Source organism: Paraconexibacter algicola, assembly GCF_003044185.1.
GTDB classification, from domain to species: domain Bacteria; phylum Actinomycetota; class Thermoleophilia; order Solirubrobacterales; family Solirubrobacteraceae; genus Paraconexibacter; species Paraconexibacter algicola.
The window spans coordinates 13434-34802 of the sequence record NZ_PYYB01000001.1 but is presented as its reverse complement, the minus strand read 5'-3'; the positions used below and the strand labels follow the sequence as shown (position 1 = coordinate 34802).

The 21369-nt window shown below is 73.7% G+C and carries 22 protein-coding genes; 13 read left to right on the top strand and 9 right to left on the bottom strand.

The features are described 5' to 3' along the window. Nucleotides 1-9: 9 nt before the first annotated feature. The 10 genes from C7Y72_RS00160 to C7Y72_RS00115 all read left to right on the top strand — a co-directional run bounded on the left by C7Y72_RS00160 (nt 10) and on the right by C7Y72_RS00115 (nt 11973). Complete coding sequence (locus tag C7Y72_RS00160; RefSeq protein ID WP_107566612.1) at nt 10-807, top strand: helix-turn-helix domain-containing protein; 798 nt, start codon at nt 10-12, stop codon at nt 805-807. Next, complete coding sequence (locus C7Y72_RS00155) at nt 804-2012, top strand: ABC transporter ATP-binding protein (protein ID WP_107566611.1); 1209 nt, start codon at nt 804-806, stop codon at nt 2010-2012. Before C7Y72_RS00160 ends, C7Y72_RS00155 begins: the two co-directional genes overlap by 4 nt. Before the next feature lie 96 nt (nt 2013-2108). Further along, nucleotides 2109-2963, top strand: a complete 855-nt coding sequence (locus C7Y72_RS00150; RefSeq protein ID WP_107566610.1) for an MlaE family ABC transporter permease — start codon at nt 2109-2111, stop codon at nt 2961-2963. Beyond that, entirely contained in the window at nt 2964-3812 is an 849-nt protein-coding gene (locus tag C7Y72_RS00145) for an ABC transporter permease (protein WP_107566609.1), read from the top strand. It abuts the gene before it with no gap. Nucleotides 3813-3815: 3 nt separating this feature from the next. Beyond that, nucleotides 3816-5192 carry an MlaD family protein gene (locus tag C7Y72_RS00140; protein WP_107566608.1) on the top strand — a complete coding sequence of 459 codons (1377 nt, stop codon included), beginning with the start codon at nt 3816-3818 and terminating at the stop codon, nt 5190-5192. Beyond that, nucleotides 5189-6613 (top strand): MlaD family protein, encoded by a 1425-nt coding sequence (locus C7Y72_RS00135; RefSeq protein WP_107566607.1) that lies wholly within the window; start codon nt 5189-5191, stop codon nt 6611-6613. Before C7Y72_RS00140 ends, C7Y72_RS00135 begins: the two co-directional genes overlap by 4 nt. Continuing rightward, nucleotides 6610-7932, top strand: coding sequence for an MlaD family protein (locus C7Y72_RS00130; RefSeq protein WP_107566606.1), 1323 nt, complete (start codon nt 6610-6612; stop codon nt 7930-7932). Before C7Y72_RS00135 ends, C7Y72_RS00130 begins: the two co-directional genes overlap by 4 nt. Continuing rightward, nucleotides 7929-9290 (top strand): MlaD family protein, encoded by a 1362-nt coding sequence (locus tag C7Y72_RS00125; RefSeq protein ID WP_107566605.1) that lies wholly within the window; start codon nt 7929-7931, stop codon nt 9288-9290. Before C7Y72_RS00130 ends, C7Y72_RS00125 begins: the two co-directional genes overlap by 4 nt. Then, nucleotides 9290-10603: an MlaD family protein gene (locus C7Y72_RS00120; protein WP_107566604.1), complete on the top strand. Its 1314-nt coding sequence runs from the start codon at nt 9290-9292 to the stop codon at nt 10601-10603. The genes C7Y72_RS00125 and C7Y72_RS00120 overlap by 1 nt, the downstream gene beginning before the upstream one ends. Next, entirely contained in the window at nt 10603-11973 is a 1371-nt protein-coding gene (locus C7Y72_RS00115) for an MlaD family protein (RefSeq protein WP_107566603.1), read from the top strand. The genes C7Y72_RS00120 and C7Y72_RS00115 overlap by 1 nt, the downstream gene beginning before the upstream one ends. 4 nt (nt 11974-11977) lie before the next feature. On the opposite strand, the gene C7Y72_RS00110 is transcribed toward C7Y72_RS00115, so the two are convergent. From C7Y72_RS00110 to C7Y72_RS22955, 3 genes are read right to left on the bottom strand one after another with little or no spacing between them, the layout of a single operon-like run. Continuing rightward, nucleotides 11978-12829, bottom strand: coding sequence for an FkbM family methyltransferase (locus C7Y72_RS00110; protein WP_107566602.1), 852 nt, complete (start codon nt 12827-12829; stop codon nt 11978-11980). Between the two features lie 38 nt (nt 12830-12867). Further along, nucleotides 12868-13389 carry a DUF6416 domain-containing protein gene (locus tag C7Y72_RS24095; RefSeq protein ID WP_107566601.1) on the bottom strand — a complete coding sequence of 174 codons (522 nt, stop codon included), beginning with the start codon at nt 13387-13389 and terminating at the stop codon, nt 12868-12870. Further along, a complete protein-coding gene (locus C7Y72_RS22955) occupies nt 13389-13625 on the bottom strand; it encodes a hypothetical protein (RefSeq protein WP_107566600.1) in 237 nt (78 codons plus the stop codon). Before C7Y72_RS22955 ends, C7Y72_RS24095 begins: the two co-directional genes overlap by 1 nt. Nucleotides 13626-13740: 115 nt before the next feature. On the opposite strand from C7Y72_RS22955, the gene C7Y72_RS00095 reads away from it, so the two are divergent. The 3 genes from C7Y72_RS00095 to C7Y72_RS00085 are packed head-to-tail and all read left to right on the top strand — an operon-like array spanning nt 13741 to nt 15550. After that, on the top strand, nt 13741-14691 hold the full coding sequence (locus C7Y72_RS00095) for a VOC family protein (RefSeq protein ID WP_107566599.1): 951 nt from the start codon (nt 13741-13743) through the stop codon (nt 14689-14691). A 29-nt stretch (nt 14692-14720) separates the two neighbouring features. Beyond that, nucleotides 14721-15107: a YunG family protein gene (locus C7Y72_RS00090; RefSeq protein WP_107566598.1), complete on the top strand. Its 387-nt coding sequence runs from the start codon at nt 14721-14723 to the stop codon at nt 15105-15107. After that, a complete protein-coding gene (locus C7Y72_RS00085) occupies nt 15104-15550 on the top strand; it encodes an SSI family serine proteinase inhibitor (RefSeq protein WP_107566597.1) in 447 nt (148 codons plus the stop codon). The genes C7Y72_RS00090 and C7Y72_RS00085 overlap by 4 nt, the downstream gene beginning before the upstream one ends. A 3-nt stretch (nt 15551-15553) precedes the next feature. Here C7Y72_RS00085 and C7Y72_RS00080 read toward each other — a convergent pair whose 3' ends face one another. From C7Y72_RS00080 to C7Y72_RS00055, 6 genes are all read right to left on the bottom strand, one after another. Next, the gene (locus C7Y72_RS00080) at nt 15554-15946 is read right to left on the bottom strand and encodes a type II toxin-antitoxin system death-on-curing family toxin (protein WP_107566596.1); all 393 of its coding nucleotides are present in this window, start codon (nt 15944-15946) and stop codon (nt 15554-15556) included. Next, nucleotides 15946-16152, bottom strand: coding sequence for a hypothetical protein (locus C7Y72_RS00075; protein ID WP_107566595.1), 207 nt, complete (start codon nt 16150-16152; stop codon nt 15946-15948). Before C7Y72_RS00075 ends, C7Y72_RS00080 begins: the two co-directional genes overlap by 1 nt. Nucleotides 16153-16220: 68 nt before the next feature. Then, nucleotides 16221-17462 (bottom strand): acyl-CoA dehydrogenase family protein, encoded by a 1242-nt coding sequence (locus C7Y72_RS00070; protein WP_107566594.1) that lies wholly within the window; start codon nt 17460-17462, stop codon nt 16221-16223. Nucleotides 17463-17489: 27 nt separating this feature from the next. After that, nucleotides 17490-18788 (bottom strand): acyl-CoA dehydrogenase family protein, encoded by a 1299-nt coding sequence (locus tag C7Y72_RS00065; RefSeq protein ID WP_107566593.1) that lies wholly within the window; start codon nt 18786-18788, stop codon nt 17490-17492. 17 nt (nt 18789-18805) lie between these two features. Beyond that, the gene (locus C7Y72_RS00060) at nt 18806-19945 is read right to left on the bottom strand and encodes a MaoC family dehydratase (RefSeq protein ID WP_107566592.1); all 1140 of its coding nucleotides are present in this window, start codon (nt 19943-19945) and stop codon (nt 18806-18808) included. A gap of 2 nt (nt 19946-19947) precedes the next feature. Then, a complete protein-coding gene (locus C7Y72_RS00055; RefSeq protein ID WP_107566591.1) occupies nt 19948-21354 on the bottom strand; it encodes a 3-oxoacyl-ACP reductase in 1407 nt (468 codons plus the stop codon). Nucleotides 21355-21369: the final 15 nt, after the last annotated feature.

Genomic DNA, 21369 nt, shown 5'->3' with positions numbered 1-21369 from the left:
GCCCTCGCGATGGACCCCGACGACGTCGACCCGCCGGTCGCCGACGGCACTCCCGAGATCACGCGCTGGTGCGCGATCCTCGGGCGTGCCCAGGACGTGGACGGCCTGTTCGCGCGCGTCGCGGCGCTCGCGCTCGACCGCCCCGGAGACCGCGCCGTCGTGCTCACCGTCCGTCACGGCCGGCTGAGCGCGCAGGACACGGGTGCGCTGGCCGACCCCGCGAGCGACCGGCTCCGCCGCAGCTTCCTGGCGCAGCCGGTGGAGCGGCGGGACCTCGCGCCCGAGGCGGGGGAGACGGTGACGCTGCAGCCGATCGAGGTCGGCGGGGCCGAGCTGGCGGTGCTGCTCGTCACCTCGACGATCGCGCCGGACGACGCACGCCTGGCGGACCTTGCGGCCGTCGCCGCCCTCGCGCTGGAGCGCGTCCTGCAGCAGGAGCGCACCGCGCTCGTGTCGGCCGAGCTGCAGCAGCTCGTCGCCTCGACGGGCGCGCTGCTCGAGGAGCTGCACGGTGCGCCCCTCGTCCTGCCGTCGCAGCGACACGCGGCGCCGCTCTCCCTCCTGCACGCGCTGCCCGCCGGCAGCACCTCGGTCGCCGACCTCCTGTCCGACCGCGAGCTGGAGGTCATCCGCGGCCTGGCCGCCGGGCGCTCCAACCGCGACATCGCCCAGACGATGTACGTCTCGCCCGAGACGGTGAAGGCGCACGTCGCCCGCATCCTGCGCAAGCTCGGCGCGCAGAACCGCGCGGAGGCCGTCGCCCGCTTCCTGCAGTCCGACCCCGGCGCCGGCGGCGCCGCTCGATGAGCGTCCAGTCCCACGCCGTGACCGAGCTCCGCCGGGACCCGACGCCCGAGTCCCTCGCCGCCCGTCTGCGGGACGCGTTCGCCTCCGAGCCGGACCTGGCCACCCAGGTCCACCACGCGCAGACCAGCGTCGAGCTGCACCTCGAGGGCCAGACGCGGACCGTCACGCTCCTCCTGGACCGGCGCGTTCCCGCGGTCAGCCTCGACGAGCCGGGCGAGGTCACGCTGCGCCTGGACCGCGCGGCCACCCGCGCCTACGCGGACGGCATGCTCGCGCTCCCGGCCGCGCTGCACCGCGGGCAGGTGACCGCCGACGGTCCCGTCCGCAAGCTCCTCGAGGTCGACCCGATCGTCCGGCGCCTGGTGCGCAACGTCGCCGGCTCCGACGGCACCGAGCGTCCGTCGGCCGCGCCCGCGCGAGACGGCGTCCCGCACGCGCTGGACCCCGAGCTGCTGGCGATCGAGACGCGCGACCTGCACCGCGCGTTCGGCGCCAACCAGGTCCTGCAGGGCCTCGACGTCACGATCCCGGAAGGCGTGATCTCCGTCGTGCTCGGGCCGTCGGGCACCGGCAAGAGCGTGCTCCTGCAGCACATCATCGGCCTCCTCAGGCCTGACGCGGGTGACGTCCTGATCCGCGGCCGCCCGCTGAGCCGGATGTCGCGCGCGGAGATCCTCGGGCTGCGCAGCGAGATTGGCGTGATGTTCCAGGACGGCGCGCTGTTCAGCGGCATGAACGTCTACGACAACGTCGCCTTCCCGCTGCGCCAGCACACCGACCTCGACGACGCCGAGGTCCGGGAGGTCGTCGAGGGCCACCTCGACAGCGTCGGCCTGCTGTCCGCCGCCACGCGCATGCCGGGCGAGCTCTCCGGCGGCATGCGCAAGCGCGCGGGCCTCGCGCGGGCGCTCGCGATGAACCCGCGGATCGTGCTCTGCGACGAACCGGACTCGGGCCTGGACCCGGTGCGCACCGCCCTGCTCGGCGACCTGCTCGTGGAGCAGCACGCCCGCCACGGCGGGACGATGGTCATCGTCACCCACAACGTCCTGCTGGCCCGGCTGATCGCCGACCACGTGTCGGTCGTCTGGCGCGGCAAGGTCCTGGAGTCCGGCTTCGCCGACGAGGTCTTCGCATCGCAGACGCCCTTCATCCGGCAGTTCCTCGCGGGCGACTCCGCAGGTCCGCTCGGGATGGACGTCTGACGCGATGTACCCGTCTGCGCCCACGACTCCCCGGTCGGGGACTATCGCCCGGCCCGGCACCGGAGCTAGGTTCGCGCGCGGGATGGGAGACCTCGCATGAGCGCCGAGGCGGGACGACGCGACGGGAACCCGTACGCGCGCGGCTTCGGTGCCTCGGTGCTGGGCACCGGCCCGGGCACGAGCCTGAAGGCGGCCGGCGAGATCGGTGCGCTGACCGTCCGGGTCCTGCGCGAGGCCGTGCGGCCCCCGTTCCCGTGGTTCCGCGAGGCCGTCGAGCAGATCTCGTTCGGCGTCCGTCGCTGCGCGATCCCGCTGGTGCTCTCGCACTCGGTCTACCTGATCGGCTTCGGGATCATCCTCTTCGGCGCGATCCTCGCGAACCTGGGGATCTCCGACCGCATCGGCGGCACGGTCTTCCTCATCTGGAGCCGCGAGATCGCCACCTGGATCACCGCGATGATCTTCGCCGGCGTCGTCGGCAGCGCGGTCACCGCCGACCTCGGCGCCCGGAAGATCCGCGAGGAGCTCGACGCGATGAGCGTCCTGGGCGTCGACCAGATCCGCACGCTCGTCGTCCCCCGTGTCGTCGCCATGAGCATCGCGATGCCGGTCCTCGCGTTCCTCAGCCTGCTCGGCGTCAACCTCGTCAACTTCGTCGTGTCGCCGGGGTACTTCGGCTTCTCGACCGGGGTCTTCTTCGACTCCCTCTCGAACATCATCCAGCCGACGGACCTCTTCCTGACGATGTTCCTCAAGAACGCGATCATCGGCGTGTTCGTCGCGGTCGTGTCCTGCTACAAGGGCCTCGCCTCGGAGCCCGGCGCCGAGGGCGTCGGCCGTGCCGTCAACCAGACCGTCGTCATCACGTTCTTCGCCATCTGGCTGTTCGACGTGGTGTTCAACCTCGCGTACTTCACCCTGTTCCCCGACGTCTCGGTCCTGCGGGGATAAGTGGCCTCCGTCCCGCACACGCCCGGCACGACACCGGCCGTCCCGAAGCCCACGACGCCGCCGCGCCGGCGCGGCCCGGTCGAGAGCCTGCTCGTCGAGGCGGGCGAGCTCACGCGCTTCTTCGGCACGTCGCTCGCCGCGCTCCCGGGCGCACTGACCTACGCCAGCGAGGGCCTGCGCCAGGCGTCGATGATGCTCCGCGGGACGATCCCGCTGATCTTCATGATGCAGCTGTTCCAAGGCGCCGTCATCGGCACCTTCGGCTTCTTCCTGCTGCGCGGCATCGGCGCGGGCGACTTCTTCGGCCTGACCACCGGTGTCGTCGGCCCGCGGCAGACCGCGTGCACGATGTTCGGCTACGTCTTCACCGCGAAGATCGGCTGCGGCATCACCGCCGAGCTCGGCGCGATGAAGATCCAGCAGGAGGTCGACGCGCTGGAGTCCACCGGCGTCGACCCCCGCCGCTACCTCATCGGCACGCGGCTGATCGGCGTGCTGATCTTCGCGCCGGTCGCGGCCTTCGTCTCCCTCATCGCGACGCTCGTCGGCGCGTTCCTGATCGTCGTCGTCCTGCTCGGCGGCCTGACGACGAACACGCTCACCGACGTCCACTGGAGCGTCCAGGGCTTCGGCGACTCGATCTTCGTGATGGTCACCTGCACGGTCATCGCGGTCACCACCGCGATCGTCTCCTGCTTCTACGGGCTGCGCACCGTCGGCGGACCCGCGGCGGTCGGCACCTCGGTCGCGCGGTCGCTGGTCGTCAACCTCGTCCTGCTCCACCTGATCGCGGCCTTCGGCGCCGTCGTGATCTTCGGGCTCGACGCCAAGCTCCCGATCGGCGGCTGAGACGTGCGCCCGGTCGTCGCCCCGCTGCTCGCCCTGCTCGCCGTCTGCGCGATCGTCGTCGTCCTCGTCGGCCGCGACGCCGAGACGGGCGCGCGCTTCAGCGTGGTCGTCGGCGAGGCGACGAACGTCGTCGAGGGCCAGGCGATCCGCCAGCGCGGCAGCGAGGTCGGCCACGTCGTCTCCATCGAGCCCGCCAACGGCGGCCGCGACGCGCGCCTGGAGCTCGAGATCGACGACGAGGCGTGGCCGCTGCCCAAGGGGTCGAAGATGGCGCTGCGCTGGGGCGGCACGGCGAACTTCGGCAACCGCTACATCGCGCTCACGCCCGGCAGGCAGTCCGGCACGGCCGTCGAGGAGGGCGGGACCTTCCCGGCCCGCGACTTCACCGTGCCCGTCGAGTTCGACGAGCTGCTGGCGCGCTTCCCGGACGCCGCGCGACAGGACCTCCGCCGGTTCCTGCGCGAGGGCGGACCGGCCCTGAAGACCAGCCGTGTCGGCCTCCGCCGCACGCTGCAGGTCGCGCCACCCGCGCTCGTGCAGGCGCGCCACGTCGTCCAGGACATCGCCTCCGACCAGCGCGCCGTCCGCACGCTGGTCCGATCGGCCGACCGCGTGCTCGGAGCGGTGGACGCGGCACAGCCCGACGTCCGCCGCCTGCTCGAAGGCGCCGGCGGCACGTTCGACGCGATCGCCGACGAGTCGCAGAACGTGCAGGCCGCGCTCTCCGCCGCGCCCGGCAGCCTGCGCCGTGCCCGCACCACGCTCGCCCTCGCCGACGAGACGCTCGTCCGGGCCCGCGCGCTCACACGGGACCTGGCGCCGGGCGTCACCGCGGTACGCCGCACGGTGCAGCCGCTCGACGGACTGCTGCAGACGGTGCGGGACATCGGGCCGGACGCGACGAAGACGCTGGTCGCCGCCCGGCAGGCGACGCCGAGCCTCAACCCGCTGGTGGAGCGGCTCACCGGCCGCAGCCCGCAGCTCGAGTCGATCGGCAAGCAGGCGGTCGAGAACCTCGAGTGCATCCGCCCGTACACGCCGGAGGCCAACGCCTTCTTCTCCAACTGGGGCGACTTCTTCTCCGGCACCGACGGCAAGGACAAGCTGATCCGCGCGCAGGTCCAGAACTTCGCGCCCGCCTTCAGCAACGTCTCCGGCTACAACAGCGCCCAGGCCAAGCGGCTCTTCTCCGGTCTCGAGTACGGCCTGCCGCGCCCGCCCGGGACGGTCGCCGGCCAGCCCTGGTTCCTGCCCGAGTGCGGCGCGGGCTCCGACGCGATCGACCCGAACAAGGACCCGGAGATCCGCGACTCGGCGAAGGTCTTCGAGCTGCCCAAGCTGATGCCGATCGTCCCGCTGCCGAAGGCGGACGGACGATGAACCCGGTCCGCCTCGCCGGGGGCGCGCTGGTCGCGCTGCTCCTGCTCGTCGTCGCGCTGAAGGCGGGCGTGGGGGAGGACCGCTACACGGTCTCCGTCCCGCTCGCCAACGCCTCCGGCCTGGACGACGGCTCCGCCGTGAAGATCGGCGGGCTCGACCGCGGCAAGGTCAAGGTCCGCATCGACGACCGCGACCGCGTGCTGCTGGACCTCGAGCTCGACGACGACGCCGGACCGATCGGCAAGGACGCGAGCGTCGCGATCGTGGCCGCGAACTTCCTGGGCCTCAAGCGGGTCGAGCTCGACCCGGGGAACGCGGCCAAGGACCCGGCGCCCGACGGCTACGTCCTGAAGGAGTCCCAGGCGACGACGCCCACGGACCTCGACCAGGTGCTCGGCGTGTTCGACGCTGACACGCGGACCCGGGCGAAGATCCTGCTGAACGCCGCCGGCGAGGCCGTCGTCGGTCGCAAGGTCGACGTCAGCGTCCTGCTCAAGGAACTGCCGCTCGGCATGGAGCAGGCGGGCCCCGCGCTCCAGGAGCTCGCCACCACCGACGCGACGATGACCGACCTCGTCGAGCGCAGCGACCGGTTCGTCGCACAGGCCGCGAAGGAGCGGCGGGAGCTCACGAAGCTCGTCGACACCGTCGGCGGGACGACCGAGACGGTCGCCGCGCGGCGCGCGGCCCTGCGCGCCGCGCTGGCGAAGGCCCCCGGCACGCTGGACACGCTCCGGGGCTTCCTCGGCGACCTCGAGGCGACCACCGCCGATCTCGGTCCCGCAGCCCGCGAGATCCGCGCCGCCGCCCCCGCGCTGGCGTCGACGCTCGGGGAGGTCGAGACCTTCCGCAAGGCCGCGACACCGGCGCTCGCGTCCGCCGTCCGCGCCGCCCCCGGCCTCAGCCGCCTGGCGAACGGCGCCACCCCCGTCCTGCGGCGCTCCCGTCCGACCCTCTCCACCCTCTCCACCCTCGGACGGGAGCTGCCGCCGGTCACCACCGCGCTGGACAACAGCGCCGACAACGTGATCGCGGTCCTCGAGAACTGGTCGCGCGCGATCCAGCTGCGCGACCAGCTCGGCCACGTCTTCCGCGGCGAGGCGTCGATCAGCCCCGACCTCGTGCTCACGATGGTCGACCGGCTCACGAAGACCCCGGCGAAGAAGAAGCCGCCGAGGAAGGGCGCGACGAAGAGGCCCGCGCCCGCGACGACTCCGGCGCCCGAGGCTCCCAGGGCGCCCGCGCCGCCGGTCCGGCTGCCGAAGGTCCCGGGCCTCGACGAGATCCTCGAGGGCCTGCCGAAGAACCCGACGGTCGACGAGATCACGGACGCGCTGCAGGACGTCGTCGGCGGTCTCACGCTCAGCTCGGAGAAGGACGGCTCGACCGGCCAGCTCCTCGACTTCCTCCTCGGCCCATGAGCGCGCGCACGTCCCGCACCCGTCGGACCCGGCGCTACGACGGCGAGCCCCCGCGGCGGGTCATCGTCCGAGGCCTCGTGGTCGTCGGCCTCCTCGCCGGCCTCGCGTACCTCGCCGCCGCGTTCTACAACGGTGTCCCCGGCCGCGACTACCGCTTCGTCAACGCCGAGGTCCCGCGCATCGGCAGCCTGCTGGACCACGACCCGGTGCGCCTCGGCGGTGTCCGCGTCGGGCAGGTCCGCTCGATCGAGCTGGCGCCCGACGGGGGCAACCGCCTGCGGCTGCAGCTCGAGCCGGGGACGAAGCTCGCCGCCGACACCGGCATCCGCATCCGCGCCAACGGCCTGCTCGGAGCGCGCTTCGTCGAGCTCGTGCCCGGACGCAGCGACGTGGCGCTCGCCGACGGCGCCCCGATCAAGGGCGACGACCGCGCGCTCACGTTCGGCGCGACCGACGCGCTGGACACGTTCGACCGCGAGACCCGCGGCGCGCTGCGCCCGCTGCTCGGCGAGCTGGGAACCGGCCTCGCCGGTCAGGGGGCCAACGTGAACGACCTGCTCCGGGTCGGCGGCCGCGAGATCGTCCCCACCAAGAAGCTCTTCACCACCCTGCGCACCGCCGACCTCGACGGCCTCCTGCCGTCGCTGCGCTCCGGCATGGTGCCGCTGGACGACGAGCGGGTCGCCATCACCGATCTGTTCGGCGCCGGCGACCGGGCGCTGGCGCCGTTCGTCGTCGAGCGCGACGCGACCCGCGATGCCCTCGGTGCCGCCCCCACCGCGCTGGACGCCGGCGACGCCGGCCTGCGCGCCGGTCGACCGCTGCTGGCCGCCGCGCGGTCGCTCTCGCGGCAGGCGAACCTCACGCTGCCCCGGCTCCCCGCCGGCCTGCGCGCCACCAGCGCGCTGCTGAAGGAGGCGCCGGGCCCGCTGGACCGGGCCACCGACCTGCTCGACGAGGTGAAGCCCGTCGTGCCGTCGGTGCTCCGGGTCACCGGCGCCGCGAGCCCGCTGCTGAAGCCTGCGACGGACCTCCTGGCCGACATCGTCCCCGTCGTCCGGAAACTCGGGCCCTACGGCTGCGACCTGGAGAACTTCGGCGCCGTCTTCCGCTCCATGACCGGCCTGGGCACGCGCAACACCAGCGGCCCGAACGGCCCGGCGATGCAGTTCCGCCTCCAGATCGCGGCGCCGGTCCCGACCGAGGCGCTCAGCCTGCCGGACAGCACCGGGCTGATCACCCGCGAGGGCTATCCCGCGCCGTGCACGTACCTCGCCAAGCCGTACCCGATCATCGAGCGCCCGGGAGGCGGAGGATGAAGGCCCTGCGCGGCAACGACGCGGCCCTCGGCCTCGTCGCCCTCACGGTGGCGATCCTCGTGCTCGTCCTCGGCATGACCGGCGCGATCAGCCGCCTGTTCGACAACGCGCAGACGCGGACGGTCCGTGCCGCGTTCGCCGACAGCCAGCAGCTGCGCCCGGAAGACGGCGTCCGCATCCAGGGCCTCGAGGCCGGCGAGGTCACGAAGACCGAGCTCAGCGATGACGGCCGCACGACGCTCGTGACCATGGAGGTCGAGACCGACAAGGGCGGCCTGTACGCCGACGCCGGCGCGGTGACCCGCTTCCAGACCGTGCTGGGCGGGCGGTTCTACGTCGACCTGCAGCGCGGCAGCGCGGCGCGCGGTCCGCTGCGCGGCACGATCCCCGCCTCGCGCACCGGCCGTCAGGTCGAGATCGACGACGTCGCCTCGGTCGTCCGCGGCGACGCGGCGAGCGGCCTGCGGACCCTCCCCGGCGAGCTGGCCACGGCGCTCGAGGACGAGCAGGCTCCGGCCCGGCTGCTGGACCGCGTCGCCGACGCCGCGCCCGACATCGAGACCGGCGTGGGCGCCTTGCGCGGCCAGGACCTCGACCGCGACCTGCGCGACCTCGTCTCCGAGACCGCGAAGACCGTCTCGGCGCTCGACGGCCCCCGCGACGAGCTGCGCACCGTCATCTCCGGCGCGGCCACGACGCTCGGGACGATCGCCGACCGGGGCGACGACGTCCGCGCCCTCGCGGCCCGGGCGCCCGCGACGCTCCGCCAGGTCGACCTCACGACTGCCCGGCTGGACCGGACGCTGACGCTCGCCAACCCGCTCGTGAAGCGGCTGCAGCCGGCGGCGGATGACGTCGCGCCGACCTTCCGCGCCCTGCGTCCGGTCATCGCCGACGCGGACGCCCTCGCCACGCGGGCGAAGCCGCTCGTCCGCGCGCTGCGCCCCGCGGTCACGTCGCTGGCCGGCGCCGCGAAGGCCGGGCTGCCGCTCCTGGAGGAGCTCGAGCCGAGTCTCGACCGCCTCGACGACGTGATCCTCCCGTACCTCGCCGAGAAGGACTCCGGCACCGGCAAGTCGACGGCCGTGATGATCGGCGGCACCTTCGCCGGCCTCGCCGCCGGCGCGGGCGGCCAGATGGACGCGAACGGGCACTTCATCCGCTTCCCGGCGACGGTCGGCAGCTCGAACCTCAGCTCGATCCCCTGCCAGGTCTACCTCAACAACCCGGACGCCGAGCAGCTCGTCGCCTGCCAGACGCTGCAGGAGGCGCTCGGCACGTTCTTCGGGTACCAGCCGCTCGGGCCGACGCCCGGCACCGAGCCCGCGTCCGCGGCCCGCCGCAAGGGAGGCCGCTGATGATCGATCCCCGCGACCGCCGCACCGGCGGCGTCAACCGCGCCCGCGTCGCGCTCGAGGTCCGCCGTGGCGCGAAGCCCGCGGTCACCGTCGCGCTGTTCCTCGCGCTCGGCCTCGGCCTGGCGCTGTTCATCCTCTCGCGCGTCAGCCCGAACTCCCTGGCCGACACGAGCGAGGTCGCCTTCGCGGTCGACGATGTCACCGCGGTGCAGCCGGGGATCAACGAGGTGCGCTTCAAGGGCGTCCCGGTCGGCACGATCGAGCAGATCGACGTCCGGGGCGACCAGCCGGTCCTGAAGGTCCGCGTCCGCTCGGAGTTCGGCCGCATCTACAAGGACGCACGCGCACAGCTGCGCCCCAACACGGCGCTGCAGGACATGTTCCTGGACATCGTGGACCGCGGGACGGAGGCCGCGGGCGTCGCCGACCCGGACGAGCCGCTCGCGCCGTCGCAGACCGAGCTGCCGGTGAACATCTCCGAGGTCCTCAACCTCTTCGGGCCGAGCCAGCGCGCCCGCCTCTCGACCCTCCTCGACGACCTCGGCAACGGGATGAAGGACAGAGGGCGGTCGCTGCACGACGTCTTCGTCACCGTCGTGCCGTTCGTGGACGCCGCCGGCCGCGTGTCGCGCCAGCTCGCCGCACGTCGGCCCCAGGTCCGCCGGCTCGTGCACAACACCGCCGTCCTCACCCGCGAGCTCGGGCAGCGCGAGCGGCTGCTGCGTCGCCTGCTCACGACCGGCAGCGCGACCCTCGCGACCCTCCAGCAGGGCGCGCCCGATCTCGACGCGACCCTGCGCCGCCTGCCGACGACCCTCTCCAGCATCGACTCGAGCTTCGTCGCCACACGCGGCGTGCTGGACGACGTCGACGGCGCGCTCCAGGCACTCGGCCCGGTCGCCGACGACCTGCCGTCGGCGCTGCGCGGCCTCGAGGACCTGGCCGGCGACCTCGCCCCGGCGGTCGCCGCGCTGCGCAGCCCCGTCCGCGACCTCGTGCCGCTGGCGAAGGTCCTGCGCCCGGTCGCCGGCGACCTCGACGCCGCGATCAGCGCGCTGCGCCCGCAGATCGACACGGTCGACAAGGTCACCCGCAACCTGGCCGCCTGCAAGAAGGGCGTCCAGGGGTTCTTCCAGTGGAACGCGTCGATCTCGAAGTTCGGCGACTCCCGCGGCCCCGTCCCGCGCGGCAACGTCGTGGTCGGCGCCCAGTCCAGCAGCGTGCTCAACGACCCCAACGAGTACGCCCCCGAGGCGTGCACCCCCGGCAAGGTCATCGGCGGCCGCGTCCCGACCGCGAAGGACAAGCACTGATGGGCGGCCCGATCCGCAACTACCGGCTGCACCTGCTCACCGTCGTCGTCGCGATCGGTGGTGCGATCGCCGTCCTGCTCGGGTTCCTCGTCCTGGGCGGGTCGCTCGGTCAGGGGGACACGACGCGCGTGCGCGCCCTGGTGCCGACGTCCTCGGCCCTCGGCAAGGGCGCGAAGGTCGCGATGGCCGGCGCCCAGGTCGGCCGGGTGGCGAAGGTGTCACGGCACGGCAACGGCACGCTCGTCGAGATGGACATCACCGACGACCGCGTCGTCCCCGTCCCGACCGACTCGCGCGTGACGCTGCGCCAGCGCACGCCGGTGGGGGAGAACTACATCGAGATCACGCCCGGGAAGGCCGAGAGCGCGCTCGGCGAGGACGACATCCTGCCGATCGGGCGCGCCGACGAGTACGTGGACGTCGACCAGCTGCTCTCCGTGCTCGACGGCAAGGAGCGTGACGCCGCGCGGTCGCTCATCCAGGGCGCCGGCCGCGCCGTCGACGGGCAAGGGGAGAACCTCAACACCACCCTCGGCGAGGCGTCCAGGATCGTCGTCGACGGCGGCACCCTCTTCGGCGTCCTCTCGGAGGACCGCGCCCAGGTCGCGCGGCTGGTCGACCGGCTCGGCCGCGTGAGCGCCGCCGTCGGCGAGCGCGGGGAGGCCGTGCGCGCCACCGCGAACCGCGGGCTCGTCGCCCTGGACGCCGTCGCCGCACGGGACGACGAGCTGGCCGCGACGCTCCGCGAGCTGCCCGGCACGCTGAACCAGGTGCGTGAGACGACCACGCTGCTGCGCAGCACGGCGACGACCGCGACGCCCGTCGTCCGCGAGCTCGCCTCGACCGTCGGCGACCTGCGCACCCCGGTCGCCAACCTGCGGCCCGCGATGCAGCAGGCGCGCAACGTCGTGCGCGAGCTCGGCGCCGCGGCCTCGCCGCTGCGCACGACGCTGCGGCGGGTCGACGCCCTCTCCGCGCCGTTGGTCAAGGCGCTCCCACAGCTGCACAGGACCATCTGCCAGGTCGCGCCGATGGTCCGCTACACGGCGCCGTACACCGACGACGCGATCGCCACGGTGATCGGGCTCGGCTCGGCCTCCAACAGCTACGACGCGGTCGGCCACCTGATCCGCCTGACGCCGATCCTCGGGGAGAACTCCCTCGCCGGGCTGCCCGACGACGTCACCCAGGCCGCGTACACGCTGCTGCGCACCGGGCTGCTGGGGAAGGCCTCGCCGCTGACCTGGAACCCGATCCCGGAACCCGGGCAGATCGGGAAGGACAGCGCCGTGAACCGCAAGGCGATCTCGGGACCCAAGGCCCTGAAGGACTCCGGCTACGAGTACCCGCGCATCCTCGCGGACTGCTGAGCGCTCACGACGTGGTCACGCCGCGGCTCGGCCGGGCGAGGAGCCGCACCGCGCCGGCCTGCCGCACGGGCTCGGGCCCGTCGAGGTTCTCCAGCCGGTAGCCGGCGTCCTCGAGCAGGTCGGCGACCTCGTCGTTGGTGTCGTGCAGCTCGACGACGAGCACGGGTCGGTGGTCGCGCAGGAGCGCGGTGGCGCCGCGCAGCGCCTCGACCTCCGCGCCCTCCACGTCGAGCTTCACGACGTCGGGCGGGGGCGTGCCGTCCTGCAGCAGCGCGTCGAGGGCGACGACCTCGACGTCGATCGTCGCGACGGTGTCCGGGTGACGACCGCGGCTGGCCAGGTGCGACCACGACGCCTCGCCGACGACGTGCAGCGCGGCGGTGCCGGCGGTCGCGGCGACCGCCTGGGTGCGGATCTCGACGTGTCCGGCGAGGCCGTTGCGGGCGATCGCGGCGCGCGCGAGGTCCGCGATCCGCGGGACGGGCTCGAAGCCGACGACCCGCCCGGTCGGCCCGGTCAGGCGGCCGGCGAGCGCGCTGAAGAAGCCGATGTTCGCGCCGATGTCGTAGACCACCGACCCGGGGGGCACGGAGCGGCGCAGCGCCTCCTGCACCGGCGCCTCGAGGTCGCCGAGCAGGAGCAGCCGCGTGTGCGGATGGCCGGGCGGGACCGCGACGACGGGGAAGCGCAGGCCCTCGGCGAGGCCGTGCAGGACGGCGAGGTCGCCGCGGCGCAGCAGCGGCGCGAACCGCGGGCGCAGTCGCGTTGGCACGCGCGTGGCCGCGAGGGCGACGAGCGTGCGGTCGCTGCGGCCGATGTCGGCGTCGGCCGCGTGGGGGTCGGGGGCGGCGGGCACGACCCGATGCTACGGGCCGTGCCGGGGGCCGCCGCCGGTCAGCGGGCGGAGACCGCGGCCGCGAACACGGCGGCGACCTCGGGCTCCATGTAGTAGTCGGTGCCGCCGTCGTCGCGGCCGGCGGTGGAGACGGGCATGACGCGGCCGAGCTTGCGGCAGTACCGGCCCGGCCAGGCGAGGATGCCCGCGACGCCGTGGGCGCCCTTCTCGAGCCCGAGGCGGGCGGCGAGGTCGTTGCCCGCGATCCGCGTGCCGGGCGCGGCCAGCAGCGCGTCGAAGAGCGCGCGCGCGGGGGGCGCGAGCTTGCCGTAGAGCCAGGCGGCCTCGGCGGTGTCGTCGGCCGTCCACGGGGCGGCGTCCTCGACCGGCGGAACCCAGCCCCGGCGCCGGCGATGGCCGGGCTCGCCACCGCCGGGGCCGAACGGGCCACCACGTCCGGGGCCCGGCCGGCCGCCGGGAACGGGGGCGCCCGGCTCCGACGCCAGGAAGGCCGCGAACCAGAGGTAGAACTCCGGGACGCGGTCCTCCGGGACGTCGACCGTGATGGCCTTGTCGGCCATCAGGCCTGCGCGGGCCGGGGCCGCGCGTCGCGCGCGTCGGCGCCGTGGCGGTCGTGGTGGGGGTGGCCGCAGCGGTGGCCCTGCGGGCCGCCGCGGTGGCCGCGGCCGCGGCGTCCGGGACGCGGCCGGCCCGCGAGGAAGCGCGCGTAGAACGCGTAGAACTCGGGGACGCGGTCGGCGGGGACGTCGACGGTGATCTGCTTGTCCTGCGGGGTGGTGGTCGATGGCGTGTCCATCTGATCTCCTCGATTCGTTTACTTGCGTGAAATAAGTAAATACAAGTAAGCAGAGAATGTCAAGCGCCGCGTGATAAAGTTGCGTGTGCAATCACATCGGACGGGAGGGCACGCCATGCAGCTCGAGGGCATCCACCACATCAGCGCCATCACCGGTGACGCCGCCGGGAACGTCGACTTCTACGCGCGCGTCCTCGGCCTGCGGCTCGTCGCCAAGACGGTCAACCAGGACGACCCGTCCGTCTACCACCTCTTCTACGCCTCCGAGCACGGCCGGCCCGGCAGCGACATGACGTTCTTCGAGTACCCCGGAGCGCGCCGCGGTCGCCCCGCGGCCGGCATGGTCCACCGCGTCGTCTGGCGCGTCGGCTCCTCCGCCGCACTCGACTTCTGGACCGCGCGGCTCGCCGCCGAGGGGATCACCGCCGAGCGCGCCGCCGACGACGTCACCGGCCGCGACGGCCTCGTCTTCGCCGACCCCGAGGGCCTCGGCATCGGCCTCGTCGTCGCCGACACCACCGACGCCCCGCTCGCCGCCCACCATCCGGAGATCCCGTCGGAGCACGCCCTCCTCGGCTTCGAAGGCGTGCGCGCCTACACGCACGACCCCGAGCGCTCCCGCGCGCTGCTGGAGCGGCTCATGGGCGCCCGCGAGCTGCGCCCCGGCACCTGGGAGCTGCGCGGGGAGCGTCGCGGCGGCACGATCACCTACGACCCGGCGCCCGCCGGTGCGATGGCGATCCCCGGGGCCGGTACCGTGCACCACGTCGCCTGGGGCACGACGGTCGAGGACCACCCGGCATGGTTCGCGCGGCTGCAGCAGGCCGGCGTGCAGTCCAGCCCGATCATCGACCGCCACTACTTCAAGGCGATCTACTACCGCGAGCCCAGTGGCGTGCTCTTCGAGCTCTCCGACGACGAGCCGGGCTTCACCGTCGACGTGCCGCTCGAGCGGCTCGGCGAGGTCGTGATCCTGCCGCCGCAGCTCGAGCCCCACCGCGACGCGATCGTCGCGAACCTCACGCCGCTGCCCGACCCGCGCGCCAGCTGGACGACGACCCCCTGAGCGGCCCGGCCCGCTAGCGTGGCGGACGGATGCCCGAGACCACCACGCTCACCCTGGCCGCGATCGAGGCGGCGATCCGCGAGTCGTGGGGCCGCGACACCAGCGACGACCCCGACGAGTGGACGCCCGAGGTGCCCACCCGCGGCCAGTGCGCGGTCACCTCGATCGTCCTGCGCGAGCTGCTCGGCGGGGAGATCCTCATGGCCGACGTCTTCGGCAGCCACATCGACGGCGAGCGCCACGCGTGGAACCGGCTGCCCGGCGGCATCGAGATCGACCTGACGCTCGACCAGTTCCGCGCGGGGGAGACCCTCGGGCCCGCCGCGCCCGACGAGCCGTACGTGACCGACACCGGCATCGACCGGGGCGCGCTGCTCTCCGCGCGCGTCCGCCAGCGACTGGGGCTGACCGCATGACCACGACCCGTGTCCTCCTCGGCGCCGCCGCGACGGCGCTGCTGCTCGGGCTCGCCGCCTGCGGCGACGACGGCGATGGCAGCACCGACCGCGCCCGCGACGTCACGGCGGCGTCGTCGCTGTCGATCACGCTGCAGGGCCCCCGCTCCACGCGCGCGTTCACGCTGCGCTGCGAGCCCGACGGCGGGACCTGGCCGGACGCCGCGGCCGCCTGCGAGGGCCTGCGCGCCGCCCCCGAGGTGCTCGAGCCGATCGGCATCGAGACCCGCGACCTCGGCGTCATCACCGACGTGCCCGTCACGATCACCGGCGAGTTCGACGGCCGCGCCGTGAACCTCGCGATCCCCGCCCGGGGGTCCAGCACCCGCCGCGTGCGCTTCGGCCAGCTGCGCGAGGCGCTCGGTGCCGAGGCGTTCGACGACGCGGCGGCGTCCGTCCAGTAGCGCTCAGCCGCTGCGCTCGGTGATCCAGGCCGTGACCGCGGCCCGTGAGACGCGGCCCGCGGCGAGCTCCTCGATCAGCCCGGCGTCCCGCTCCACGTCCTGCGGACCCCACGGTCGACCGTTGGCCTCGAGGAACCGCGCCGCCATCAGGAAGCCCGCACGCTTGTTCCCGTCGGGAAGCGGGTGATTCTGCACCAGGTGCTCGACCAGCACCGCCGCCTGCTCGACCAGGTCCGGGTAGGCCTCCTGGCCGCCGAAGGAGGCGAACGGCGCCTCGACCGCGGACTCGGCCAGCGCGGCGCGCGGAAGCCGTGCCAGCGTCCCGTGCTCCGTGTCGAGCACGACGGCCGCGAGGTCGAGGTAGTCCTCCACCGTCGGACGCCAACGCGGGATCATCAGCGGGAGAGTCGGTCGAAGGTGTCCGGGTGCTCGGCCACGAACCGCGCGGCGAACGCGCGGTTCTCCGACGCGCGGCGATCCGAGTCGCGCCCAGCGAGCGCGGCGCCGAGGGCGCGGAGGTCATCGGAGTCGAACCCGTAACGGTCGCGCAGCTCCGCCGCGACCTCCGCGACGAGCTCGTCGGTGATCCGCGGTGTTCCCATCCGCCGATGGTAGACGCGTGCGCCGCAGCTCACCGAACCGGTGAGCCACGGCGCAGCAGCGGGACCGGCTACTTGAGCTCGGCGCTCGTCTTCTTCAGCAGCTGGCGGGCGATGATGAGCAGCTGGATCTGCTGCGTGCCCTCGAAGATGTCGAGGATCTTCGCGTCGCGCGACCACTTCTCCAGCAGCTCGGTCTCGTCGTAGCCGTGCGCGCCGCACAGCTCGATGCAGCCGAGCGCGACATCGACGCCCGTGCGGCCCGCCTTCGCCTTGGCCAGCGAGGCCTGCAGCGAGTTGGGCTTGCGGTTGTCGGCCATCCAGGTCGCCTGGAGGGTCAGCAGCCGCGCCGCCTCGTAGTCGGCCTCCAGCGCCAGGAACTTCGCGGCCGCCGCGGACTGCGTCAGCGCCGGGCGGTCCGCGTCGAGCTCCACGCCCGCGCCGGTGAGGACCTCGCGCGTGTGGTCCAGGCACGCCCGCGCGACACCCACCGCCATCGCCGCGACGAGCGGCCGGGTGTTGTCGAACGTCTGCATGACGCCGCCGAAGCCCTTCTTCGTGTCGATCTCCGGGTTGCCGAGCAGCGCCTCCTTCGGCACGCGGCAGTCCTCCAGCCGGAACGCGGCCGTGTCCGACGCCCGGATGCCGAGCTTGTGCTCGAGCCGGTCGAGCTTCATGCCCGGGTTCGACCGCTCGACGATGAACGACTTGATCGCCGCGCGGCCGATCGAGCGGTCCAGCGACGCCCACACGACGACGAGCTCGCAGCGCTCACCCGCGGTCACGTAGATCTTCTCGCCGTTGAGCACGTACTCGCCGGTCTCCTCGTCGAGCACCGCGGTCGTGCGGATCGAGGCGCTGTCGGAGCCCGACTCGGGCTCGGTGATCGCCATCGACGCCCACTTGCCGCCGTAGCGCTTGAGCTGCTCGTCGGTGGCCACCGCGGCGATCGCGGAGTTGCCCAGGCCCTGGCCGGGGATCGCGAGCGTCAGGCCCACGTCGCCCCAGCAGGTCTCCATGATCGACAGCGCGGTCGACATGTTCGACCCGTTCTTGTTCTTCGGGCCGGCGCCGTTGCCGTTGCCGTTCTGCTCGGCGCTGTCGCGCGAGCCGACGCCCGCGGCACCCGCGCCGCCGGTCTCGCCGCCGTCGTTCATCCCGTCGATGAGCTTGGCGAGCATGTCCAGCTCGACCGGGCGCTCGTGCTCGGCGGTGTCGTACTTGCGGCTGATCGGGCGCATCACGTGCACCGCGACCTGATGGGCCTGCTCCACGAGCGGCCGGAACTTCTTGGGGGTCTCGAGATTGATCATGTCGGTCGTTCTCCTCGTCGCCGATGGCTAGACGAGCAGGGCGCCCTCCATCACGCCCGTGGCCCGCAGGTCCCGGTACCAGCGCTCGACCGGGTACTCCTTGATGTAGCCCGCGCCGCCCAGCAGCTGAACGCCCTGCGAGCCGATGTACATGCCCTTCGTCGCGCAGAGCTGCCGCGCGATCGCGGTCGCGTGCGCGAAGTCCTTGTCCTGGTCGGCCAGGCTCGCCGCCCGGTAGGTCGCCAGGCGCATGCCCTCGAGCTCGATGGCGATGTCGGAGACCGCGAACGCGACCGCCTGCCGGTGGCTGACCGGCTCGCCGAACGCGACGCGCTCGTTGACGTACGGGATGACGAGGTCGAGGACCGCCTGGGCGGTGCCGACGGTCGCCGCGCACCAGCCGAGCCGGGCACGGTGGATCGCCTGCGCGTAGACGGCCGGGTCGCCCTGCGCCAGCAGCGCGTCCGGGCCGACCTTGACGCCCTCGAGGTGCAGCGTCTCCGTCGCGGCGGCCCGCAGGCCCATCGCCGGGTTCGCCTCCACCGTCAGGCCGCTCGTCTCGCCGCTGCTCACGAGGAACAGCGCCGGGCCGTGGCCCTCGAGGTGCGCGGCGACGAGCAGGACCTCCGCGTCGGCGGCGCGCGCGACCATCGACTTGACGCCGTCGAGCACGTAGCCCTCGCCGTCCAGGCGGGCGGTCGTCTTCAGCGCGAACGGGTCGAACAGCGGCTGCGGCTCGAGCACCGCGAACGCGGCACAGGGGACGTCGTCGCCGGTGAACGCGGGCATGTACGTCGCCTGCTGGTCGGCGTCGCCCCACAGGCCCAGCGCGGTCGAGACCGCGCTCGTGCCCAGGAGGGCGACGGTCAGGCCCATGTCGCCGTGGGCGAGCTGCTCGGTCACGAGCACCGTCGTCACCGCGGAGCGCTCGGCGGCGGTCCCGCCGAGGTCCTCCGGCACGCCGAGCAGCGCGAGGCCGAGCTCGGTGCCCTGGTCGAGCACCTCCTGCGGGGCGGCGCACGCCTCGTCGGCCTTCAGCGCCGCGGGACGCAGCTCGCCGGCCGCGACCTCGCGCATGACCTCGACCAGCATCTGCTGGTCGTCGTCGGGCGTGAGGTCGAACAGGTCGCTGCCCCCGGACACGCGGGCGCGGGTCGGCTTGCCGGCGCCGCTGACGCGGGCGAAGGTGCGGCCCGCGACGGTCGCGCCCTTGAAGCCGTTCTTCGACGCCTGGTACACGATCTGCTCGGTCGGCCCGCGCAGACCCACGCGGTCGATGAGCTCGAACGAGGCGAGCTTGCGGAGGGCCTGGAGGCCCAGGCCCATGCTGCGATCAGCGACGCTCATGACGTCGTCCTCCTGGTGGTCGTCTTCTTCGTGGTGGTGGCCGGCTTCTTCGCCGCCGGCTTCTTCGCGGCGGTCGTCTTCGCCGCCGTGCTGCGGGGCTTCGCGGCGGGCTTCCCGGCCGCGGTGCTGCGAGGCTTGGTGGCCGGCTTCTTCGCGGCGGGCGCCGCCTGGTCGGCCGCGGCCGCCGGCGTGCGCCGGGCGGGCGTGCCGCGCTTGGGCGCGGCCTTGCGCGGCGTCGCGGTGACCGCCGTGACGGTGCCCTCCAGGTGCGCGGAGCCCTTGCGGTCCTGGACGGCGAAGAACGTCGTGCCGTCCTGCACGACGCTGCCGAACCGCGCCGTGGTCGGGAGCAGGACGGGCTTGCGGAACTGCACGTGGACCGTGCACGCGTCGGGCAGCGTGCCCTCCAGCGCGGCGACCGCGTGCGCCTTGGTCCACAGCCCGTGGGCGATGTGGCGCGGGAAGCCGAACGGCTTGGCGGTCCACGCGTTCAGGTGGATCGGGTTGCGGTCGCCGGACACGGCCGCGTAGCGGCGCCCGAGGTCCTCGGGCAGCTTCCACGTGACCGACGGGGCGATCTCGGGCGCGACGACGGTGGTGGGCGTCGCGGCCGCCTTCGGCGCGTCGCCCGGGCCCGCGGGCCCGCGGCGCAGCATCGTCGACTGCGCCGACCAGACGAGCTCCCGGCCCGCGCGCGCCTCCGTGTGGAGCGTGAGCGTGCGGCCCTTGGGGTGCGGGTCCAGACCGGTCGCCCAGACCTTCAGCGACAGCGTCTCGCGGACGGTGACGGGACGGTGCTGGGTGATCGTGTTCGTCAGGTGCACGAGGCCGACCGGGCCGAAGGGCATCGCCGGGTCGGTCATCAGCGCGATGTGGACCGCGAACGCGCGGACGTTCAGGTACGTCAGCGGCAGCGTGTCGCGCAGCGTGAACCCGGTGACGCGGCAGTACGCCGCGAGGTGGTCGAGGTCCGTCTCCACCGACGGGATCTCCAGCACGAGCTCCGGCAGGCCCGTGCCGCCGCCGGGGAACAGCGGCAGCCGGCCGATGCCGGGCAGCATCGCCCCGAACGCCTTGAGGTAGTTGGCGCCGACGCCGGGGGTGGCGTCGAGCGTCTTCGTCTTGGCCGCGGCCATGGTCAGGCCCCCAGCAGCGACTGGCCGCAGACGCGCACGACGTTGCCGGTCAGGCCCGACGAGCCCGGTGAGGCGTACCAGGCGATCGTCTCGGCGACGTCGACCGGCAGGCCGCCCTGGCTCATGCTGTTCATCAGACGGCCCGCCTGGCGGATCGGCAGCGGCACCTTCGCGGTCATCTGGGTCTCGATGAACCCGGGGGCGACCGCGTTGATCGTGATGTCGCGGTCGGCGAGCACCGGCGCGAGCGACTGGACCATGCCGATGACGCCGGCCTTCGAGGTGGCGTAGTTCGTCTGGCCGTTGTTGCCCGCGATGCCGGAGATCGAGGACACGCAGACGATCCGGCCGCCGTCCTTGATCGTGTCGGTCGCCAGGAACGCGTCGTTGAGCCGCTCCTCCGCCGAGAGGTTGACGTCGACGACGAGGCCCCAGCCCTCGGGCTTCATGCCGCCGATCGTCTTGTCGCGCGTGATGCCCGCGTTGTGGACGACGATGTCGATGCCGCCCTTGTGGGCCTTCTTCAGCGCGGCGACGATGTCCTTCGGGGCGCTCTCGGCGGTGATGTCCGCCTCGATCGCGGTGCCGCCGATCGAGTCCATCCCGGCCTGCAGGTCCGCGCCGAGCTGCGGCACGTCGAGGCCGACGATCGTCGCGCCCTCGCGGTGCAGCGTCTGGGCGATCGCGGCGCCGATACCGCGCGCCGCCCCGGTGACGAGCGCGACCTTGCCGGCGAGCGGCGCGACGAGGTCCGCGGTGGACGGGTCCTTCGCCTCGCCGATCCGCACGACCTGACCGCTGACGTACGCGGAGCGGGGGGAGAGCAGGAACGCGAGCGTGGTGAACAGCTGGTCCTCGGCGCCGGGGGCGACGTAGACGAGCTGCGCCGTGGTGCCCGCGCGCGCCTCCTTGCCGGCGGAGCGCGTGAAGCCCTCCAGCGCGCGCTGCGCCGTGGCCTCGCGCGGCGAGTCGGCATGCTCGGGCGGCGTGCCCAGCACGATGACGCGGCCGCAGCTCTTCACGCGGCGGAACGTCGGCTGGAAGAAGGCGTGCAGCTCCTGCAGCTGCGTGGAGTCGGTGATGCCGGTCGCGTCGAACACGAGCGCCTTGAAGCGCTGGTCGGCCGGGGCCTGCGGGTTCCAGACGGCGGCGTCCAGGCCCGCGTCCGCCGCGGCGGTGCGCAGGTCGTCGCGCAGCTCGGTCGCCGCCTCGGCGCCGACGCGCTCGAGGACCTGGGCGATCGGGCCGGCGAGCCGGCCGCCCGGGGCCGCGCCGAGCAGCACGGTGCCCTCCACGACGGCGTCGCCGGGCTCGTGGCGCTCGAGGATGACCGGGGCGGGGAGCCCCAGCTGCTGGATGACCTTGCGACCGATCGAGTTGGTCGCGATCTGGGTGTAGGTGTCGGGCATGTCTCTGTGGCCTCC

Coding starts and splice junctions, on each gene's coding strand:
- C7Y72_RS00160 (WP_107566612.1), top strand. CDS start 10: ATGGACCCCGACGACGTCGACCCGCCGGTCGCCGACGGCACTCCCGAG.
- C7Y72_RS00080 (WP_107566596.1), bottom strand. CDS start 15,946: ATGATCCCGCGTTGGCGTCCGACGGTGGAGGACTACCTCGACCTCGCG.
- C7Y72_RS00085 (WP_107566597.1), top strand. CDS start 15,104: ATGACCACGACCCGTGTCCTCCTCGGCGCCGCCGCGACGGCGCTGCTG.
- C7Y72_RS00065 (WP_107566593.1), bottom strand. CDS start 18,788: ATGGGCCTGGGCCTCCAGGCCCTCCGCAAGCTCGCCTCGTTCGAGCTC.
- C7Y72_RS00130 (WP_107566606.1), top strand. CDS start 6,610: ATGAGCGCGCGCACGTCCCGCACCCGTCGGACCCGGCGCTACGACGGC.
- C7Y72_RS24095 (WP_107566601.1), bottom strand. CDS start 13,389: ATGGCCGACAAGGCCATCACGGTCGACGTCCCGGAGGACCGCGTCCCG.
- C7Y72_RS00115 (WP_107566603.1), top strand. CDS start 10,603: ATGGGCGGCCCGATCCGCAACTACCGGCTGCACCTGCTCACCGTCGTC.
- C7Y72_RS00095 (WP_107566599.1), top strand. CDS start 13,741: ATGCAGCTCGAGGGCATCCACCACATCAGCGCCATCACCGGTGACGCC.
- C7Y72_RS00075 (WP_107566595.1), bottom strand. CDS start 16,152: ATGGGAACACCGCGGATCACCGACGAGCTCGTCGCGGAGGTCGCGGCG.
- C7Y72_RS00055 (WP_107566591.1), bottom strand. CDS start 21,354: ATGCCCGACACCTACACCCAGATCGCGACCAACTCGATCGGTCGCAAG.
- C7Y72_RS22955 (WP_107566600.1), bottom strand. CDS start 13,625: ATGGACACGCCATCGACCACCACCCCGCAGGACAAGCAGATCACCGTC.
- C7Y72_RS00150 (WP_107566610.1), top strand. CDS start 2,109: ATGAGCGCCGAGGCGGGACGACGCGACGGGAACCCGTACGCGCGCGGC.
- C7Y72_RS00135 (WP_107566607.1), top strand. CDS start 5,189: ATGAACCCGGTCCGCCTCGCCGGGGGCGCGCTGGTCGCGCTGCTCCTG.
- C7Y72_RS00125 (WP_107566605.1), top strand. CDS start 7,929: ATGAAGGCCCTGCGCGGCAACGACGCGGCCCTCGGCCTCGTCGCCCTC.
- C7Y72_RS00070 (WP_107566594.1), bottom strand. CDS start 17,462: ATGATCAATCTCGAGACCCCCAAGAAGTTCCGGCCGCTCGTGGAGCAG.
- C7Y72_RS00060 (WP_107566592.1), bottom strand. CDS start 19,945: ATGGCCGCGGCCAAGACGAAGACGCTCGACGCCACCCCCGGCGTCGGC.
- C7Y72_RS00090 (WP_107566598.1), top strand. CDS start 14,721: ATGCCCGAGACCACCACGCTCACCCTGGCCGCGATCGAGGCGGCGATC.
- C7Y72_RS00155 (WP_107566611.1), top strand. CDS start 804: ATGAGCGTCCAGTCCCACGCCGTGACCGAGCTCCGCCGGGACCCGACG.
- C7Y72_RS00120 (WP_107566604.1), top strand. CDS start 9,290: ATGATCGATCCCCGCGACCGCCGCACCGGCGGCGTCAACCGCGCCCGC.